The sequence below is a fragment of the Brenneria sp. L3-3C-1 genome (genome assembly GCF_016456245.1).
Classification (GTDB): Bacteria; Pseudomonadota; Gammaproteobacteria; order Enterobacterales; family Enterobacteriaceae; genus Brenneria.
Window position 1 is genome coordinate 1,126,450 of record NZ_JAEMHF010000001.1, and the last position, 19,901, is coordinate 1,146,350.

The window sequence follows — 19,901 nt, forward strand, 5'->3', positions numbered from 1 at the left end:
GGAGCTGACAATGACGTTATCCCTCGACCATCTGGTGCTCAACGCCCAATTTGAAACGGATAGCGCGGCGGCGCTGCTCAGCCAGTTGGGCTTCACCCTGACGCCGCGGGGATATCACTCGATGGGATCGATCAACCATCTGGTCATGTTCGCCCACCACTATCTGGAAATCCTCGGGCTGCCGCCCGGCGAACCGGTGCGCCGCGAGGAACTGCTGGCCGGCCCCGCCGGACTCGACGGATTGGTGTTTCGCAGTCAGGATATTGCCGCCAGCGCCGCGGCGATCCAACGCGCGGGCTTTACCCCGCAACCGGTTCGCACCTTCTCCCGGCCGGTCGACATCGATGGGCAACGGCAGCAGGCACGCTTTAGCACCGTCCATTTGCCGGCGGACAGCTTCAGCGCCGCTCGGATCTATTTCTGCCAACACCACACTCCGGAGCTGGTGTGGCGTGATGAATGGCAACACCATCAAAATGGTGTGACGCGCATCAGCCAATTGACCGTCGTCACCGACGATCCGGCATCGCTGGCCCGGGACTATCAGGCGCTGGGCACGCCTGCGCCGGGCTTTGAGCTGGCTTTCCTGCACCGCGACGCCTTCGTGCAACGCTATCGGCATTTGCTGACGCCGGATCCCGACCGCGACAGCCAGTTTGCGGCGATGCGCTTTCATGGCGGCGATCGGGCGCTTATCGCCAGGCAGGCCCGGGCGCTCGGGCTGCCGCTCAGCGAACAGCCCGAGCGGCTGCTGGTGGCGCTGCCGGCGTTCAACTGCCTATGTGAGTTTCTACCATGAACGGCCGTAATCTCGGCGTACTATTCACCGACGTCGGCGACAGCCAACCGCCGGCGCTGATCGCGGCGGACGCCGATCGGCCCGCTCGCGTACTCGGTTATGCCCAGCTCAACCGCCAGGCGGACGCCATCGGGCGCGCCCTGCTGGCGCGCGGTTTCCTTCCCGGCGCAAAGGTCGCTATTCTGGCGCTCAACTCGGGAGAATATGTCGCCGCGCTGCTGGGGATCCTGCGCGCCGGGCTGGTGGCGGTGCCGATCAACATCAAACTGCCGGTCGGCGCGATTGAGCACATTTTGCGGGACAGCGGCGCGCGGTTTCTGTTTGGCGACGACGAACAGTTGGCGCGCATCGCCAGCCCGCCGCCGCACGTCAGCTTCAGCGATGACGGCCTGGAGGCGTTTTATGATTGGGGGCCGCTAACGCCCTGGCAGGCGCGGCCCGACGACGTCGCGCTGCTGTTGTATACTTCCGGTTCCAGCGGCGTCCCCAAAGGCGTCGTTCTGAGCCACGACAGCCACCTGTGGGTAGTACAAACCCGGCTGGCCGCGCGCGAGCTGCACAATGAACGGGTGCTGATCGCCGCCCCGTTTTATCATATGAACGCGCTGGCGCTAATCCTCCTCTCGCTGGCAAGCCGCGTCACCGCCGTTATACTGCCGCAGTTTAGCGCGCCGGCCTATATTCGCGCCATCCACCGCTACCGCTGTAGCTGGCTGACGGCAGTACCGCCGATGATCGCCATGATGCTGCGGGAAAAAGCGCTGCTGGCGCAAAGTGATTTGTCCTGCGTGCGGGTGGTGCGCATGGGATCGGCGCCGGTCGGCGATAGCCTGATAAGCCAGATTAACCAGCTACTGCCGCAAGCGCGCATTATCAATGCCTACGGCACTACCGAAGGCGGCCCGGTGGTTTTCGGCCCGCATCCGCAAGGACGCCCGCTGCCGCCGCTGGCTACCGGCTACCCTCATCCCCAGGTTCAGTTGCGGTTGCGCGCGCAAGACGGTCAGTTGTCCCAGTGCGGCGTACTGGAACTGAAAAGCCCGGCGCTGATGCTCGGCTACCATCAACGGCCGGATATCCCCTCGCCCTTCACTCCGGACGGTTATTACATCACCGGCGATGTATTCCGTCAGGACGACGCGGGATTTTTCACCTTCATCGGCCGTCACGATGATATGTTCGTTTGCGGCGGGGAAAATATCTATCCGAGCGAAGTCGAACAGCTGCTTGAGCGCCATCCGGCCGTACAGCAGGCCTGCGTGGTGCCGGTGGCCGATGAGATTAAAGGCGAGAAGCCGGTGGCCTGGGTGGTTTTGCGCGCCGGTCAGCAGACGGATAGCGAGACGCTCAAGGCTTTCACGTTGCAGCAGGGCGCCGCCTACCTGCATCCGCGTCATATCTGGCTGGTCGATCGTTTACCGCTGGCCGGCACCAATAAAATCGATCGCAACGCGCTGAAAGACGAAGCCGCCCGGCGGATAACGTCTGCCGGTTTGACGGGCGGCGGCGAACGCCCCGGCATAGCCCTTGATCTACCGTGAACACGCGGCGGTTTGCCGCACTGACGGGTTAGGTTGGGGCGTTTACCGGGCGGGATCGCGCAGCCACGGCGTACAGGTCACGCCGACCAGCATCCCTTCCGCGCTGAGGAAGCGGGTTACCCGCTGTCCCCAGGGTTCCAGCCGGTTTTCCACCAGCAGCGGATACCCCTGTTGTTTAATCGCCTGCGTTGCCGCGTCCATATCGGCAACGTCAAACTCCAGCCAGCTTTGCGGTATCGGCAACTCTGCCGGCCACCGATCCTGCCCGAAACAGGATTGGCTGGCCTGCTCCAGCGGCCACAGCGAAAAATGTTTCGCGCCCTCCAACGCCTCCGTGGTCAGGTAATCACTGTTGCCCTCCATCGGCTTCAACGGCAGACGCAGCGTATCCACGTAGAGCGCATAACCGGCCGAAACCGATTTAACAATAGGGCCAAAGCCTGCAATAAACAGCACCTTCACACCGGGTATGGCGATATCCATCATGACCTCTCAGCGTTTTGGTTAACATCATCCATCAGGAAATAGCGATAAACTGCGCGCGCAACGTCTGAACCTGATCGCGCAGGCTGGCCGCCTCTTCAAACTCCAGATTTTGCGCATGGGTCATCATTTTACTTTCCAGCTCGCGGATCTTTTGCTCCAGCGCTTTCGGCGTCAGTAGCTGATAGCCGGCCGCCGGCTCGGCGGCTTTCTTACCGCGGCCTTTGCCGCGGTTACTCGGCTGGCCCAGTTGCAGAATGTCGGCGATTTTCTTGTTCAATCCCTGCGGCACAATGCCATGCTCAAGGTTATAAGCCTGCTGCTTCTCACGCCGGCGCTCCGTTTCACTAATCGCCCGCTCCATCGAGGGGGTAATTCTGTCGCCATACAAAATGGCCTTGCCATTCAGGTTACGCGCCGCGCGCCCGATAGTCTGGATCAGCGAGCGCTCGGAACGCAGAAAACCTTCTTTATCCGCATCCAGAATCGCCACCAGCGACACCTCCGGCATATCCAGCCCCTCACGCAGCAGGTTGATGCCCACCAGCACATCGAACTCGCCAAGCCGCAGGTCACGAATAATTTCCACCCGCTCGACGGTATCAATATCCGAGTGCAGGTAGCGCACCCGCTCACCGTGTTCCTCCAGATATTCGGTTAAATCTTCCGCCATCCGTTTGGTCAGCGTGGTGACCAGCACCCGCTCATTCACCGCGGCGCGCAGACGGATTTCCGACAACAGATCGTCCACCTGGGTGGCGACCGGCCTGACTTCCAGCACCGGATCCAGCAACCCTGTCGGGCGAACCACCTGATCGATCACTTCGCCGCCGGATTTTTCCAGCTCATACTTGCCCGGCGTCGCCGACACATAAATGGTCTGCGGCGCCAGCGCTTCAAATTCCTCAAATTTCATCGGCCGGTTGTCCAGCGCCGACGGCAGGCGAAAACCATATTCCACCAGCGTTTCTTTACGCGCCCGGTCGCCGCGGTACATGCCGCCGATCTGCGGGATGGTGACGTGAGATTCATCGACCACCAGCAGCCCGTCGGCGGGCAGGTAATCAAACAGGGTCGGCGGCGGTTCGCCGGGGCCGCGCCCGGACAGAAAGCGGGAGTAGTTTTCGATACCCGAGCAGTATCCAAGCTCGTTCATCATTTCCAGATCAAACTGGGTGCGCTGGCTAAGCCGCTGCTCTTCCAGCAGCTTATTGTTCTCCAGCAGCACCCTGCGCCGCTCGGCCAGTTCGACCTTGATGTCTTCCATCGCCTGCAAAATACGCTCGCGCGGCGTTACGTAGTGCGTTTTAGGGTAGATGGTATACCGCGGCACGGTATGCAAAATTTGCCCGGTCAGCGGGTCGAATAGCGACAACCGTTCAACTTCCTCATCAAACAGTTCGACGCGCAGCGCCATATCGTCCGATTCAGCGGGGAAAATATCAATCACTTCGCCGCGCACGCGGAACGTCCCGCGCTGAAACGCCTGATCGTTACGCGCATACTGCAACTCCGCCAGCCGCCGCAAAATCGCACGCTGATCGATAATCATTCCCTGCGTCAGATGCAGCATCATTTTCAGATACAGATCGGGATCGCCCAGACCGTAAATCGCCGAAACCGACGCCACCACGACCACATCGCGCCGCTCCAGCATCGCTTTCGTCGCCGAGAGCCGCATCTGTTCGATATGTTCGTTTACCGATGCATCCTTTTCGATAAAGGTATCGGAACTCGGCACGTAGGCTTCCGGCTGATAGTAGTCGTAGTAGGAGACGAAATATTCCACCGCGTTGTCCGGGAAAAAGGCTTTCATTTCGCCATAAAGCTGGGCGGCCAGCGTTTTATTGGGCGCCAGCACCATGGTGGGACGATTCAGATCGGCGATCACATTGGCGATGGTAAACGTTTTTCCCGATCCCGTTACGCCCAACAATGTCTGATGCGCCAATCCATCCTCTAATCCTTCCTTTAAACGACGAATGGCTTCCGGCTGATCGCCCGCCGGTTTAAATTCGGAATTCAGTTTGAATGCTTTACTCATAGTCGAATACGTTTCTCGTGGATGGGGCTACCGGATGGCAAGCAAATGGAACCGGACGGCGATCGTGGACACTCAGGTTATTATGAGAACCAATCACGGACTTTTCCACCGTCATGATACTGGATATAAAAACAGCATCAAGGAAATTATCGCCCGTCAGGATGATTAATCGGCAAATGGGTTAGCTAGCACATCAGGTGCCAATCCACCAGCAAAAATCACGGTTATTTATCCCCAGAATTATGATTTTGGTAACTTACTGGTATGATCAGTGCCGTTAATTTATGCAACGACGCGCAAAGCGTAGTAAAGACACTTGATTTTAAATAACACAATGATTTAAAAGTAATTAATAAAAAAGCAGAGAATAACGCCAACCTGGCGAAAACCCGCGTCAGCTCTCGTCTGGCATGGCTTTTCTATCCCTCATGCACATAGTTATCCACAGAAATAGTGGATAACTCCCACCATCCCGCACCCGCCCTGAGTTGCTGAAATACGCCTGTCATAAAACATCGCTGCCGATATGGATTTTATTCACCCTTTTTCTGCGATTTATTTCATAAGTATTAAACTGAAAAATGCTAAAAACAAAAACGGATAGCCTGATGCGCATTCAAGGCTGACGAGGGCTAAGCGTGGATATCAAGCAGGTTTTTTCTATTAATTAGCAATAAATAATACGCTAACTATTTATATCGAGGATAAAGATAAGTATTGGTTATCAGGGTGGAAGCCTTAATCCAGCAGCGTCAAATCAATATACGGCCCCAAACACCGCCGCCGAGGTTCAGGCAAATGCGGAATTTCACCCAGCATCGGCGCGGGCAAACGTTGCCGTAACGTATCCAGATACGCTTGATGCCGCCTTCCCGGCAATGCAATGTCGTTGGCGATCCAGCCGCATAGCTTCAGCCCGGACTGCGCGACGGCATGGGCGGTCAACAGCGCATGGTTGATGCAGCCCAGCTTAATGCCCACCACCAGAATAACCGGCAGTTGCTCTCGCGCCACCCAATCGGCAAACGTTTCCCGTTCCGACAACGGCGTCAACCAGCCTCCCGCCCCTTCCACCAGCAGCCAGTCAGCCTGCGCCTCCAACGCGCGCAGTCCGGCGGAAAGTGCCGTCAGCGGGATCGGTCTTTGTTCCGCCGCACTGATAATGTGAGGCGACGTGGGTTCAACAAACGCGAACGGATTGACGGTCTGGTAGTCGAGCGGTACGCTGCTGTTGGCCTGGAGCAGTAATGCATCGCCGTTGCGCGCCCCTTCAGGCGTCATTTCACAACCGGACGCCACCGGCTTATAGCCTGCGGTCCGGTATCCTGCCTGATTCGCCGCTTGCAACAGCGCGCAGCTGGCCACCGTTTTTCCGACCTCGGTGTCCGTGCCAGTGACAAACCAGCGTTTAATCACGATAAATCACTCCATAAACCAGTTGGTAGCTGAGCGGATAGCCATCCTCCCGCCGCGGGTACGCCGCTGACAATGCCGCCAGACGCGCACGGCTGAGCAATCCGGGCGGCCGTTCCTGATGCAGCCGGGTGGCCCCAATGCCTTTCAACGATTTCATCAGCGTCAGCACGTCGGGAAAGCAACAGGTGACGCACTCCTGATGAAGCTGAAAACGATACGGCCGGCAGGCCGCTTCAATCGCCGATACCGGCAGGAAACGGTTGACCCGCTGGCTGCCGTCCAGACGCCGCCAGGCCTGCGCCAGCTCCGTCAGCGACCCGTCCGCCAGCGTGGAAAAGGCAATCGCCCCGCCGGGCCGGGTCACACGATGCCACTCCGCCAACGCGCGGGATAAATCCTCGCACCACTGCACCGCCAGATTGCTATAGCAGAGATCCACGCTGTTATCCGCCAACGGCAGATTTTCGATATCCCCCAGTAAGTAGCAGTCCGCGACCTGTTGCTCGCGGGCATGGGCCAGCATGTCGGCGGACAAATCCAGCGCCGTCACGGTTTTCCCCAGCTGTTGCCAACACCGGCTGAAATAACCGGTGCCGCAGCCCGCATCCAGCACCTGTAAGCCGTGATGAGACGCAATCATACTGAGTAACCGCGTTCCGCTGGCGCGTTGCAGCGCGGCAAAACGATCGTAGTGGTCGGCCGCGCGGCCGAAAGCCCGGGCGATGGCCTGCTTATTATGGGCTTTAGTCAGCATGGCGCAGCACCGTGAGTAAGCGATCGATATCTTCCGGCTGATGCGCCGCCGTCAGCGTAATGCGCAGACGCGCGCTGCCGGGCGGCACCGTGGGCGGACGCATGGCGCTGACCCATAGCCCCTGTGAACGCAGGCGCGCCATCAGCGCCAGCGTTGGCGCATTTTCGCCGACGATCAGCGGCTGGATCGCGCTGCCGGAATTCATCAGTTGAAAAGGGGCTGTCGCCAACCCGGATCGAAACCGGGCGATGTTGCGCTGCAACGCCTCTCGCAGCGCATCCCCCTGCCGGACGCAATTCAGCGCCGCGCTCAACGCGCAGGCCTGGGCGGCGGGCATCGACGTGCTGTAAATCAAATGACGGGCAAACTGGAGCAAATATTCGGCCACCGGTTCGGCGCAGAGTACCGCCGCCCCGCTGACGCCAAAGGCCTTGCCGAAGGTGACGATAAGCAGCTCAGGCTGAATGCCCTGCCGCCAGCAGCTTCCCCGCCCTTCATCCCCCAGCACGCCGATGCCGTGGGCATCATCCACCATCAGCCATGCGCCGCGTTCGCGACAGCGCCCATACAACGGTTTCAGCGGCGCGCTATCGCCGTCCATGCTGAATACCCCTTCGGTAACCGCCAGCGTTTGCCCCGCGCCGGGTTTTTCCAGCAGATGCCGTAAGGATGCAGGGTCATTATGGGTGAAACGCCGCAATGTCGCGGGCGAATGAACGGCGGCTTCCAGCAGCGATGCATGGCTCAGCTTATCCGCCAGAATACGATCCCCGTCCTGCATCAGCGCCGCCACCACCGCCTGATTGGCCGCATAGCCGGAAATAAACAGCAGCGCGCGCGGATAGCCCAGCCAGTCGGCCAACTGTTGCTCCAGCGCCGCGTGCGCATCGGTATAACCGGTGACATGGCCGGAGCCGCCGCTGCCGACGCCATACCGCGCCGCGCCCTGCTGCCAGGCATGGATAATCTCCGGATGACGGCTCAACCCCAGATAATCGTTGCTGGAGAAGTTGATGTAACGCTGTCCGTCCTGCGTCAGCCAACGGCTATTGCCTCCCTGATTGGCCTGGCGCGTGCGGTAGGCATCATCCTGACGACGTTTTTCCAACGCCAGCGCCATGCGCCGTTGCCAGCTCATGTTCCCGTCCGGCTTTTCTTACCCCACCACGACAACGTCCTATACCGCCGCATTGTAGAACTGTTCCGTGTCGGCATGGGTTAACTGCCGGGTCAGTCGCTGCTGCTGTTGGTTGTCGCCGTATTCGATCCCGACCTGTTGCGGGTTCAGCCCCAGCTTGCGGAACAACGCCAGATCTTTATCTTCTTTGGGGTTCGGCGTCGTCAGCAGCTTGCAGCCATAGAATATGGAATTGGCGCCGGCCATAAAGCACATCGCCTGCGTCTGCTCGCTCATCTGCTCGCGCCCGGCGGATAACCGCACATAGGAGGAAGGCATCATGATACGGGCGACGGCGATGGTGCGGATAAAATCAAACGGATCGACATCCTCGTTATCGGCCAGCGGCGTCCCCTTTACCTTGACCAGCATATTGATCGGCACACTTTCCGGCGGCGTCGGCAGATTGGCCAGTTGCACCAGCAACCCGGCGCGGTCGCGCACCGTTTCACCCAGACCGACAATGCCGCCGGAACAGACTTTGATACCCGCGTCACGCACCTTATCCAGCGTATCAAGCCGCTCCTGATAACTACGGGTGGTGATAATGCTGCCGTAAAACTCCGGGGAGGTATCCAGATTATGATTATAAAAATCCAGCCCGGCCGAGGCCAAACGCGCGGCCTGCTCGCCGTTCAGCGTACCCAGCGTCATGCAGGTTTCCATGCCCAGTTCTTTGACCCCCTGCACCATCTGCTCCAGATACGGCATGTCGCGCTCATGGGGATTCTTCCAGGCGGCGCCCATGCAGAAGCGGGTCGAACCGGCCGCTTTGGCCTGACGGGCGGATTCCAGCACCTGTTCCACCTGCATCAGCCGTTCGGTTTCGATGCCGGTACGATAGCGGGAACTTTGCGGACAGTATTTGCAATCTTCCGGGCAGGCGCCGGTTTTGATCGACAGCAGCGTACTGACCTGTACCTGACGGGGATCGAAATGCTGACGATGAACCTGTTGCGCCTCGAACATCAGTTCCAGAAAGGGTCTATCGAATAGGTTTTGCGCTTGCTCAAGCGTCCAGTAACGGCGGTCGGCCATATCGGCATCTCCAAAATAAAAACACTTCGTCAGTTTAAATTAACCGCCTATACTGTCAACCAAATAGAAGTTAAATTGGTTTACGTTAACGTATGATGACCCCGGAACAGTTAGCCTTTGATCGACGCCATATCTGGCATCCCTACACCTCAATGACCCAGCCGTTGCCGGTTTATCCGGTGGTATCGGCTTCCGGCGTCGAGCTTCAGCTCAATGACGGCCGCCGTCTAATCGACGGAATGTCTTCCTGGTGGGCGGCGATCCACGGCTATAACCATCCGTATATTAATCAGGCGCTACAGCAGCAGATTTCCCAGATGTCGCATGTGATGTTCGGCGGCATTACGCATCCGGCGGCAGTGTCGCTATGTCGTCGGCTGGTGGATATCACCCCGGCCGGGCTGGAGTGCGTTTTTCTGGCGGACTCCGGCTCGGTCGCCGTCGAGGTGGCGCTAAAAATGGCGCTGCAATACTGGCAGGCGCGCGGCGAACCGCGGCAGCGTTTTCTGACGCTGCGTCACGGCTACCACGGCGACACTTTCGGGGCGATGTCGGTATGCGATCCGCAAAACTCGATGCACAGTCTGTATCAGGGATATCTGCCCGCTCATCTGTTTGTCGACGCGCCGCAGTGCCGATTTGACGACCCGTGGCGGGAGGAGGATATTCTTCCTTTGCGCACCCTGTTGGCCGAGCACGCGAAAGACATCGCCGCCATTATTCTGGAGCCCATCGTGCAGGGCGCCGGCGGCATGCGTTTTTACCATCCGCGTTATCTGCAACGGGTGCGGGCGCTGTGCGATAGCTACGGTATTCTGCTGATTGCCGATGAAATCGCCACCGGATTCGGCCGCACCGGCAAACTGTTTGCCTGTGAACATGCCGACATTGCGCCGGACATTATGTGTTTAGGCAAAGCGCTGACCGGCGGTTATCTGACGCTTTCGGCCACGCTCGCCACCCGCCCGGTGGCGGAAACCATCAGCAACGGCGCGGCGGGCTGTTTTATGCACGGCCCGACCTTTATGGGGAATCCGCTGGCCTGCGCGGCGGCCAACGCCAGCCTGACGCTGCTGGCGGAAAACCGCTGGCAGCGGCAGGTTGCCGCCATCGAACAGCAGTTGCGCCAGGCGCTGATGCCACTGGCCGACGCGCCGGAGGTGGCGGATGTGCGGGTACTGGGGGCCATCGGCGTGGTGGAGACGCGCCGTCCGGTCAATATGGCGCGGCTGCAACGCTTTTTCGTTGAGCGCGGCGTCTGGATCAGGCCGTTTGGTAAACTGATCTACCTTATGCCGCCGTTTATCATTCAGCCCGACGCGTTACGCCAGCTTACCGATGCGGTCGGCAGCGCCGTTTCAGAGAATCATTTGTTCGCTATATAAATACGGCGGCGCAGTAATGCCGCCGTATTTATCCGTTGCCTGCTTGACTATTTTCATCTTATTTTTTGATTGCTTTATCACTATCTAGATTATTATTTCCATGTAAATTATTTAGCCCATAAATTAGTAATATCGCATCCAAAATATGCTGGCGGATGGTTATTTTTTAGCAAAATCCGGCCCCTCGGTTAAGCAACGTCAACCCAACTAATAATAAAAAAGCAGAAAATATAAATATTAACCAGCTCGCATTCTATTTTGCGATTGTTCAGCCGTTTCTCCGCGCAAGGCGCCATCGATAAAAATCAATAAAATTCATATGGTAATGATTTAATATTGGCGTTTAACCCCAGTATCCATTCACAACATATCAATATAAGTTCCGTAAATACTTATTATTATTCAATATTGTTACATTGATAACAACAATATGATTCCTTATCCTATTTATTATTTACAAATAAACACCAGATTTCACCCAATAATAATTAAATCCAATTATCTTTTTGTTTAAATAAAATATTATCGTCATAAAAAATTATGGTAAATTATATTTCAGGAATACCCGAGCAGTCGTTTTTATCAAGGAGATAATCTATGTTTATGCTGATTAAAAGCAGCTTTTTATTATTACGCCCGCTGTTGTCCATTCTGATATTTTCAATCTTACTCGCCCCATTGCATGCTTCCGCCGTTACATCGTCAAAAGACGCGGATAAGCTCTATTTTTCGCAAAATAAATATTATTTGTTCAATAATGCGTGGGGCAAAGACAGCGTTAAGGGTTGGAAACAAAGCATCACCTATAACAGCGCTACCAACATGGGTTGGACATGGAACTGGCCGAGCACCACCTCTTCGGTCAAGGGATACCCTTCAATAGTCAGCGGCTGGCACTGGACGGCAGGCTATACCGCCGGCAGCGGCTTTCCGACCAAACTGGCGAGCAATAAAAACATCAATACCAAAGTCACCTATTCAATCAAGGCCAAAGGAACCTATAACGCCGCCTATGACATCTGGTTTCACAACACCGACAAAGCCACCTGGAGTTCCACGCCCACGGACGAATTGATGATCTGGCTGAACAACACCCAGGCCGGCCCGCTGGGAACCTATATTGAAACGGTCAATATCGGCGGCACCCGTTGGAAAGTCAGTAAAGGCTGGTTGGATGCCGGAAACGGAAAAGGCTGGAACGTATTTTCGTTTGTCCGCACCGCCAACACCAGCAAAGCCTCGCTGAATATCAAAAACTTTACCGACTATCTGGTCAATAACAAAAAATGGATGAACAACGCCAAATACGTGAGCAGCGTTGAGTTCGGCACCGAGATCTACCAAGGCGCCGGTTCTATGACGATTTCAAACTGGAGCGTCAATGTGAAATAACGCATTAATACGCGGGAAGTTGCCGACAACGTCGCCTGTAGGCCCGAGATCCCCGGGCCTACCTTAATGAACCGGTGATGTACGTACAAACCATCAAGCCGGCAGCATGCCCTCTTCACTAACCGCCTGAATTTAACCCTGCCCCGCCATCCGACGACAAGGAAAACTTGTGATCTATGGCACACCAATTCCATTAGCGTTATGATGATTTCATCCGTTAATCAGGAATGTCTCATGCGTAATACCCTCACTCTTTGCTGGAAATATTTACGCGCTTTCGCATTGATTTACCTCTGCCTGCTGGCAGGCAATGCGATATCCGCGTTACTCCCGCTGGTTATTCCAGGCAGCATCATCGGTATGCTGATCCTCTTCTTCCTTCTCGCTATGCAGATCCTACCGCCGGATTGGGTGAAACCCGGTTGTCACTTGTTTATCCGCCATATGGCGCTGCTGTTTGTGCCGATAGGCGTGGGGGTCATGAACTATTACGACCTGCTTAGCCAACAGTTTGGCCCGATTGTCGTTTCCTGCCTGGTCAGTACTTTCATTGTGATGATCGTCGTCGGTTACAGCACGCAGTTGATGCAACGCGAACAAGCCATTAGCGCGGACAACCCGCTCACTAAGGATAAAGAATAATGCTCGCCTATTTGTGGTGGTCATTGCCACTCACTCTGTTAGTCTTTTTTGCCGCCCGTAAGCTGGCGATAGTGACAAAAATATCGTTGTTGAACCCGTTGCTGATTTCGATGGCAATTATTATTCCCTTGCTGCTGCTGCTGAATATCCCTTACGACCACTACTTTAAGGGAAGCGAGGTGCTTAACGATCTGCTTCAGCCCGCGGTTGTCGCGCTGGCCTTTCCGCTATACGAACAGCTTCACCAGATCCGGGCGCGCTGGAAATCCATCATCAGCGTCTGTTTTATCGGCAGCCTTGCCGCCATTATCTCCGGCACCGCGGTGGCATTGTGGATGGGCGCCTCATCCGAGATTGCGGCCTCCGTGCTGCCGAAGTCCGTTACCACGCCGATTGCCATGGCCGTTGCCAGCTCTATCGGCGGTATTCCCGCCATCAGCGCCGTCTGCGTGATTTTTGTCGGCATTCTGGGCGCCGTGCTAGGGCACAGCCTGTTCGACCGCATTGGCATTAAAACCAAAGCCGCACGCGGTTTATCCATGGGGACGGCCTCACACGCGTTAGGCACCGCGCGCTGCGCCGAAGTCGATTTTCAGGAAGGCGCTTTCAGTTCGCTGGCGTTGGTTATCTGCGGGATCATCACTTCGCTGGTGGCGCCGTTTATTTTCCCCGTACTGGTCGGCCTTTTAGGGTAAATCCGGCTTATTCGCGGATACCGGGTCATGGGTTAAGGGCCTGAGCGCTTAACCCGCTTTTCTGTGCATCGCAGCGATGCAAAAAAAATCGATATACCTCACATATTTGACGGCCATCTTTCAATCCTTTCAAATGTAACGCGATCAAAATCACGTTTTATTGCTAATCTGCTGCTTAACATAACGTTCATTGATTGGTAAAAGAGTAAGCCGATATGCACCCGAGATTTGATGAAGCATTTCAACAACTCCCTGACCGTCTGCGCTTCGCGCTTGCGCCTATTCTCAGCAGGCCGGATTTCGCCGCCATGCTGACCGCGGATGAAGTGAAAACGTTGGGCGATGCCGCCCGGCAGGATACGAATACGCTCGCCTTTACCTTGTTACCGCTGGCTGCCGCCTGTGCGCTGGCGCCGATTTCTCGTTTTCAGGTAGGCGCCATCGCGCAGGGATCCAGTGGCAATTTTTATTTCGGCGCTAATATGGAGTTTACCGGCGTTCCCCTTCAGCAAACGGTACATGCCGAACAAAGCGCGATCGCCCACGCCTGGTTACGCAATGAACGGGAACTGACGGCCGTCACGGTAAACTACACGCCGTGCGGTCATTGTCGGCAGTTTATGAATGAACTGAACGCCGCCTCTTCTCTGCGTATTCAGTTGCCGGGGCGCCAGCCCGCCGTACTCGGCCATTACCTGCCTGACGCATTCGGCCCCGTCGATCTGAATATCAGCGCCCGATTAATGGACGAGGTAGACCATGCGCATACGCTGGCGAATAAAGACCCGCTGGCCCTTGCCGCGCTGCAAGCGGCCAACCGCAGCTACGCGCCGTACAGCCAGGCGATAAGCGGCGTGGCGCTGGAAACGGTCAATGGAAATGTCTATACCGGCCGTTACGCTGAAAATGCGGCGTTCAATCCCAGCCTTCCGCCGGTGCAGGTTGCGCTTAATCTGATGAACCTGGCGGGCGAGGCGCATACGGCGATACGCAAGGCCGCCGTCGTCGAACGCCGCCACGCCGCCGTTCGTCACTGGGAGAGGGGCGAAACGCTGCTGACCGAACTCGGCTGTAAAAATGTTGCCGTATATTTCGTGGACTAGAGCAATACGTACAGGAAAGGTTGAATCGATACAGCTTTTTTTACGCTCAATTGCAAGTTATCTGTAACTATTTTAATTAACATTTTCTGTACATATTTTATGGGTAATTTAAGATCTGGGGCGACAATAGTCTGATGTTATCCTTTGAATTGACTCCTGTTCCCTCCAAAGAGTAAAAAAAATCATGGAATTAGAATACGAAAGTAAGCGTTCTCTCTATATCCCTTATGCCGGCCCGATACTTCTTGAATTTCCCTTACTGAATAAAGGCAGCGCGTTTACCGAAGAAGAGCGCGCTGATTTTAATTTGCACGGTTTATTGCCGGAAGCGGTTGAAACCATTGAAGAACAGGCCGAACGCGCCTGGCGACAATACCAAGAGTTTAAAAGCAATATTGATAAGCACGTTTACCTGCGCAACATCCAGGATACGAACGAAACGCTGTTCTACCGTTTGCTGGACGCGCACCTCAGCGAAATGATGCCCATTATCTATACGCCGACGGTTGGCGAAGCCTGCGAGCACTTTTCCGATATCTATCGACGGGCGCGCGGTCTGTTTATCGCCTACCCTAACCGCGCCCATATCGACGATATGCTGCAAAACGCCACCAAGCAGAATGTAAAAGTTATCGTGGTGACCGACGGCGAGCGGATTCTGGGGCTGGGCGATCAGGGGATCGGCGGGATGGGCATTCCGATCGGTAAACTGTCTTTGTATACCGCCTGCGGCGGCATCAGCCCGGCGTATACCCTGCCGGTGGTTCTGGATGTCGGCACCAACAACCCGCAGCGGTTGAACGATCCGTTGTATATGGGCTGGCGTCATCCGCGAATAACGGACGACGAATACTATGAATTCGTCGACGAATTTATTCAGGCGGTTAAACGTCGCTGGCCGAACGTGCTGCTACAGTTCGAAGACTTCGCGCAGAAAAACGCCACCCCGCTGCTGAACCGCTACCGTGATGAGATCTGTAGCTTCAACGACGATATACAGGGAACCGCCGCGGTGACGCTGGGCAGTCTGATTGCCGCCAGCCGCGCCGCGGGCAGTCAGCTACGCGACCAGACCGTGGTGTTCCTCGGCGCCGGTTCCGCCGGATGCGGCATCGCCGAACAGATCATCGCGCAGATGAAATCCGAAGGCTTGAGCGAAGAGGAGGCCCGCGCCCGCGTCTTCATGGTCGATCGCTTTGGCCTGTTGACCGACAAATTGCCAAACCTGCTCGATTTCCAAAGCAAGCTGGTGCAGAAAAGCGAACTGCTGACCCACTGGGAAAAGGCCAGCGATGCGATTTCCCTGCTGGAAGTGGTGCGTAACGCCAAACCGACCATCATGATCGGCGTTTCCGGCCAGCCGGGTCTGTTTACGGAAGAGATCATCCGCGAGATGCACCAACACTGCGCCCGTCCCATCGTGATGCCCCTGTCCAACCCGACCTCCCGCGTGGAAGCCCGTCCGGAAGACATTATCCGCTGGACCGACGGCGCCGCGCTGGTGGCGACCGGTAGCCCGTTCAGTCCGGTAATCTATCAGGATAAGGTGTACCCGATCGCCCAGTGCAACAACTCCTTTATCTTCCCGGGTATTGGGTTAGGCGTGCTGGCTGCCGGGGCGAAACGCATTACCGATGGTATGCTGATGGCCGCCAGCCGGGCGCTGGCAGACTGCTCGCCGCTGGCCAATAATGGCGAAGGCGCGTTGCTGCCGGATATTGCGGATATTCAGAGCGTGTCGAAACGCATTGCGCTGGAAGTCGCTAAAGTAGCGCAGTTGCAGGGCGTGGCGATGGTGACCTCCGCCGACGCGCTGGAAAAAGCCATCGCGCAAAACTTTTGGCAACCGCAGTACCGTAACTACAAACGCACCTCGTTCTAAGCACAGCCCCCGGCTTTCTCAGTAGAAAGCCGGGGCATTCGCACTTTTCTCTTCAGCCCTTCAGTTTTGGGTCCAGCGCATCGCGCAAGCCATCGCCCAGCAGATTAAACGCCAATACCGTCAGGAAGATCGCCAGGCTGGGGAAAATCGCCACGTGCGGCGCGATCACCATATCGGAACGCGCCTCGTTGAGCATCGCGCCCCACTCCGGCGTGGGCGGCTGGGCGCCCAGCCCCAGAAACGACAGGCTGGCCGCCGTAATGATCGACATACCGATCCGCATGGAGAAATACACCACGATAGAGGAAACCGTACCGGGCAGGAGATGCCGAAAGACAATCGTCCAGTCAGACGCGCCGATGCTGCGGGCCGATTCAATAAAGGTCTGCTGTTTCAGCACCAGCGTATTCCCTCTGACCAGCCGGGCAAACGCGGGAATACTGAAAATAGCCACCGCCACAATCACATTCGCCATCCCGCTCCCCATAATCGCCACCACCGCGATCGCCAGTAGGATGCCGGGAAAGGCGAACAGCACATCGCAGATACGCATGATAATGCGATCCCACCAACCCTCGTAATAACCGGCCAGCAGCCCCAGCGACGTGCCGATCAGCATCCCCACCAGCACGGAAAAAATACCCGCCGCCAACGAAATTCGCGTGCCCAATAAAATACGGCTGAAAATATCGCGCCCCAACGAATCCACGCCCAACCAATGCATCGCGGACGGCCCTTCATTCAGCCGTTCATAGTCAAAGTAATTTTCCGCGTCATAGGGAATCAAATAAGGCGCCAGTAAGGCAACGATAACCAGCAGCGCCACAAATACGCCAGCCAGCAGGGCGATGCGCTGATGACGGAAACGTCGCCAGAATTCACGCCACGGCGTGCGAATTTGATGCTCGCCAATCGCCGGCAGAGTCGACAATATCGCGTTACGTCGCCAGTTTTTCATACCTCTTCCTTACTTATAACGGATCGCCGGGTTAATCGCGGCATACAACATATCGACGAACAGATTGATAAGAATAAACTCCAGAGAAAACAGCAACACTTCCGCCTGAATCACCGGATAGTCGCGCATCTCCACAGAATCGACCAGCAGCCGGCCCAGTCCCGGCCAGTTAAACACTTTCTCGACCACGATCGAACCGCCCAGCAGAAAACCAAACTGCAATCCCATCATGGTGACGACGGGGATCAACGCATTGCGTAAGCCATGTTTCAACACCACCAGCGATTCCCGCACGCCTTTTGCCCGCGCCGTACGCATGTAATCCTCGCGCATTACCTCGACAAACGAGGCGCGGGTAAAGCGGGCCATCACCGCCGCCACCGCCGCTCCCAGCGTAATGGAGGGTAAAATATAGTGCTGCCAGCTGTCTGCGCCGACGGTGGGCAACCAACCCAGCTCGACGGAAAACACCTGCATCAACAACATGCCGAGGGCAAACGCCGGAAAAGAAATACCGGATACCGCCAGCGTCATGCCAATGCGGTCCGGCCAGCCATTGCGCCATACGGCGGAGACGACGCCTATCGCCATGCCGAAGATAACCGCCCACGCCATGCTAGTGACGGTGAGCCAGAATGTGGGCATAAAGCGGCTGGCGATTTCTTCGGTTACCGGCCGTTTGGACACCATCGAGGTCCCCAGATCGCCTTGCAATATATTGGTGAAGAAACGCCAGAACTGCTGCGGCAGCGGTTTGTCCAATCCCAGATCCTGACGAACCAGCTCTATCACCGTGGCGTCCGCTTCCCGTCCGGCGGCCAAGCGCGCCGGATCGCCGGGTAACAGGTGAACGAACAGGAACACCAGCACCATCACAATCAATAAGGTGGGAATCAATCCCAGTAACCGTTTAATAAAATAATTCAGCATGGAAAAGTTTCCACAGACATGCGCTCTGCTCCCCGTTGAGTGGAATTTTGCTGAAATGCGGGACGGCGGCGATCGCCGCCCCGTGCTTGCGGCCGTCCGGCTTATTCTTTCAGATCGGCGTCATCAAAACTGAAAGCCGTATCCGGCATCACATAAAATCCGGTCAGTTTCTTGCTGTTAGCCGAAACCAAACGCTCCGTCGCCAGAAATACCCACGGCGCGTCGGCCCAGATTTTGTCCTGCGCGTCTTTATACAGCTTTTGCTTTTCGGCCCGATCGGTGGTCTTTAACGCGTCCGCCAGATCGGCGTCAACCTGTGGATTGCTGTAAAAAGCCGTGTTAAACAGGGCCGGAGGCCAGGAGGCGGTGGCGAATAACGGCGACAACGCCCAGTCCGCTTCCCCGGTTGAAGCCGACCAGCCGGTGTAGAACATGCGCACGCCGGTTTCGTTCACCCCTTTCCCTTCCACTTCAGCGGCGCGCTGGCCGGCGTCCATGGCGGTGACCTGCACCTTGATGCCGACCTGCGCCAGTTGCTGCTGGGTAAACTGCAACACTTTCTGCGCGGTACTGTGGTTATGCGACGACCACAGCGTGGTGGTGAATCCGTCAGGATAGCCCGCTTCTTTCAATAGCTCGCGGGCTTTAGCCGGATCGTAAGGCCACGGCTGATACTTCACCGCATAATCGATGCTGGGCGGCAGCGGCCCCTCGGCCGGGGTGGCATAGCCGGAAAAAGCAACTTTGATCAAGGCGTCTTTGTTAATGGCGTAATTAATCGCCTGCCGCACCTTGAGGTTGTCAAACGGCTTTTGCGTCACATTCAGACTGATATAACGATGCAGGATCGACGGTGAAGCGACCAGCGCCAGTTGGTCGTTTTTCTCCAGCACTTTGGCCTGTTCAAAGGGGATCGGATACGCAAAGTGCGCTTCCCCGGTTTGCAGCAGCGCCGCGCGGGTGTTGTTGTCCACCACCGGACGCCAGGTAATGCTATCCAGCTTAGGCTGCCCCGCTTTCCAGTAGCCGTCAAACTTCTCCACCTTGACGTAATCGGTCTGATTCCAGGTCACAAAGCGGTACGGCCCGGTGCCCACCGGATGGAAACCAATCTCTTTCCCATACTGTTTCAACGCCGCCGGCGAGATGATCACCGCCGCCGGGTGCGCCAGGTTATTGATAAACGCGGAGAACGGTGTTTTCAGGGTGATTTTTACCGTTTGTCCGTCAACCACTTCCGTTTTATCGATCATTTTGAACAGGTTATATCGTTTCAGCCGGTTCTGCGGATCGCTGGCGCGATCCAGATTCGCCTTGACCGCTTCGGCATTAAAGTCCGTGCCATCATGAAACTTCACGCCCGGGTGCAGCTTAACGGTATAAACCAGACCATCCGCGCTGGTTTCATAACTTTCCGCCAGTACATTGACCAGCTTCATATCCTTGTCGAAACCAAACAGTCCCTGATAGAACGATTTGGCAACGGTCTGTGATAACGAGTCGTTGGCGTCGTAGGGATCCAGCGTCGTGAAGTTGGACGCCACGGCGATAACCGCATCCTTGGCGGCCCAGGCGGGCGCTGCCGCCATCGCGGCGGCGACACCGGCGGCAAGTAACCAGTTACGCTTTAAAGTGATAACATTCATCGTGTTACGTTCTCCT

The 19,901-nt window shown here is 56.4% G+C and carries 18 protein-coding genes; 9 read left to right on the forward strand and 9 right to left on the reverse strand.

The genetic code is table 11. The features are described from left to right. The first annotated feature begins 10 nt into the window (after positions 1-10). On the forward strand, positions 11-799 hold the full coding sequence (locus tag JG725_RS05060) for a VOC family protein (protein ID WP_199376920.1): 789 nt from the start codon (positions 11-13) through the stop codon (positions 797-799). After that, entirely contained in the window at positions 796-2,340 is a 1,545-nt protein-coding gene (locus tag JG725_RS05065; RefSeq protein WP_172289117.1) for a class I adenylate-forming enzyme family protein, read from the forward strand. The genes JG725_RS05060 and JG725_RS05065 overlap by 4 nt, the downstream gene beginning before the upstream one ends. Positions 2,341-2,382: 42 nt before the next feature. Here JG725_RS05065 and JG725_RS05070 read toward each other — a convergent pair whose 3' ends face one another. Next, positions 2,383-2,823: a glyoxalase gene (locus tag JG725_RS05070; protein WP_199377224.1), complete on the reverse strand. Its 441-nt coding sequence runs from the start codon at positions 2,821-2,823 to the stop codon at positions 2,383-2,385. A 34-nt stretch (positions 2,824-2,857) separates the two neighbouring features. Further along, positions 2,858-4,867 carry an excinuclease ABC subunit UvrB gene (gene uvrB, locus JG725_RS05075; RefSeq protein WP_172289116.1) on the reverse strand — a complete coding sequence of 670 codons (2,010 nt, stop codon included), beginning with the start codon at positions 4,865-4,867 and terminating at the stop codon, positions 2,858-2,860. 34 nt (positions 4,868-4,901) lie between these two features. On the opposite strand from uvrB, the gene JG725_RS20790 reads away from it, so the two are divergent. Next, complete coding sequence (locus JG725_RS20790) at positions 4,902-5,036, forward strand: hypothetical protein (protein ID WP_255556133.1); 135 nt, start codon at positions 4,902-4,904, stop codon at positions 5,034-5,036. A 569-nt stretch (positions 5,037-5,605) separates the two neighbouring features. Here the strand turns inward: JG725_RS20790 and bioD are convergent. From bioD to bioB, 4 genes are read right to left on the reverse strand one after another with little or no spacing between them, the layout of a single operon-like run. Next, positions 5,606-6,283 carry a dethiobiotin synthase gene (bioD, locus tag JG725_RS05080; protein WP_172289115.1) on the reverse strand — a complete coding sequence of 226 codons (678 nt, stop codon included), beginning with the start codon at positions 6,281-6,283 and terminating at the stop codon, positions 5,606-5,608. After that, positions 6,276-7,037 (reverse strand): malonyl-ACP O-methyltransferase BioC, encoded by a 762-nt coding sequence (bioC, locus tag JG725_RS05085; RefSeq protein ID WP_199376922.1) that lies wholly within the window; start codon positions 7,035-7,037, stop codon positions 6,276-6,278. Before bioC ends, bioD begins: the two co-directional genes overlap by 8 nt. Further along, a complete protein-coding gene (bioF, locus tag JG725_RS05090) occupies positions 7,027-8,175 on the reverse strand; it encodes an 8-amino-7-oxononanoate synthase (RefSeq protein ID WP_199376924.1) in 1,149 nt (382 codons plus the stop codon). Before bioF ends, bioC begins: the two co-directional genes overlap by 11 nt. A gap of 39 nt (positions 8,176-8,214) precedes the next feature. Beyond that, the gene (gene bioB, locus JG725_RS05095; RefSeq protein WP_199376926.1) at positions 8,215-9,252 is read right to left on the reverse strand and encodes a biotin synthase BioB; all 1,038 of its coding nucleotides are present in this window, start codon (positions 9,250-9,252) and stop codon (positions 8,215-8,217) included. A gap of 95 nt (positions 9,253-9,347) precedes the next feature. Here bioB and bioA point away from each other — a divergent pair, with 95 nt between their 5' ends. The 6 genes from bioA (at position 9,348) to JG725_RS05125 (ending at position 16,351) form a co-directional block, all read left to right on the forward strand. Next, on the forward strand, positions 9,348-10,637 hold the full coding sequence (bioA, locus tag JG725_RS05100; protein ID WP_199377226.1) for an adenosylmethionine--8-amino-7-oxononanoate transaminase: 1,290 nt from the start codon (positions 9,348-9,350) through the stop codon (positions 10,635-10,637). A gap of 597 nt (positions 10,638-11,234) precedes the next feature. Beyond that, positions 11,235-12,029, forward strand: a complete 795-nt coding sequence (locus tag JG725_RS05105; protein ID WP_199376928.1) for a glycoside hydrolase — start codon at positions 11,235-11,237, stop codon at positions 12,027-12,029. A 234-nt stretch (positions 12,030-12,263) separates the two neighbouring features. Beyond that, positions 12,264-12,671, forward strand: a complete 408-nt coding sequence (locus tag JG725_RS05110) for a CidA/LrgA family protein (protein ID WP_172289110.1) — start codon at positions 12,264-12,266, stop codon at positions 12,669-12,671. Next, on the forward strand, positions 12,671-13,366 hold the full coding sequence (locus JG725_RS05115) for a CidB/LrgB family autolysis modulator (protein WP_172289109.1): 696 nt from the start codon (positions 12,671-12,673) through the stop codon (positions 13,364-13,366). The genes JG725_RS05110 and JG725_RS05115 overlap by 1 nt, the downstream gene beginning before the upstream one ends. A gap of 215 nt (positions 13,367-13,581) precedes the next feature. Beyond that, entirely contained in the window at positions 13,582-14,469 is an 888-nt protein-coding gene (cdd, locus tag JG725_RS05120) for a cytidine deaminase (RefSeq protein WP_172289108.1), read from the forward strand. A 184-nt stretch (positions 14,470-14,653) separates the two neighbouring features. Continuing rightward, a complete protein-coding gene (locus JG725_RS05125) occupies positions 14,654-16,351 on the forward strand; it encodes an NAD-dependent malic enzyme (RefSeq protein WP_199376930.1) in 1,698 nt (565 codons plus the stop codon). Positions 16,352-16,403: 52 nt separating this feature from the next. On the opposite strand, the gene gsiD is transcribed toward JG725_RS05125, so the two are convergent. From gsiD to gsiB, 3 genes are all read right to left on the reverse strand, one after another. After that, on the reverse strand, positions 16,404-17,309 hold the full coding sequence (gene gsiD, locus JG725_RS05130) for a glutathione ABC transporter permease GsiD (protein WP_172289106.1): 906 nt from the start codon (positions 17,307-17,309) through the stop codon (positions 16,404-16,406). Positions 17,310-17,318: 9 nt separating this feature from the next. Continuing rightward, positions 17,319-18,239, reverse strand: coding sequence for a glutathione ABC transporter permease GsiC (gene gsiC / locus JG725_RS05135; protein WP_172289105.1), 921 nt, complete (start codon positions 18,237-18,239; stop codon positions 17,319-17,321). Positions 18,240-18,340: 101 nt separating this feature from the next. Then, on the reverse strand, positions 18,341-19,885 hold the full coding sequence (gene gsiB, locus JG725_RS05140) for a glutathione ABC transporter substrate-binding protein GsiB (protein WP_199376932.1): 1,545 nt from the start codon (positions 19,883-19,885) through the stop codon (positions 18,341-18,343). Between the last annotated feature and the right edge of the window lie 16 nt (positions 19,886-19,901).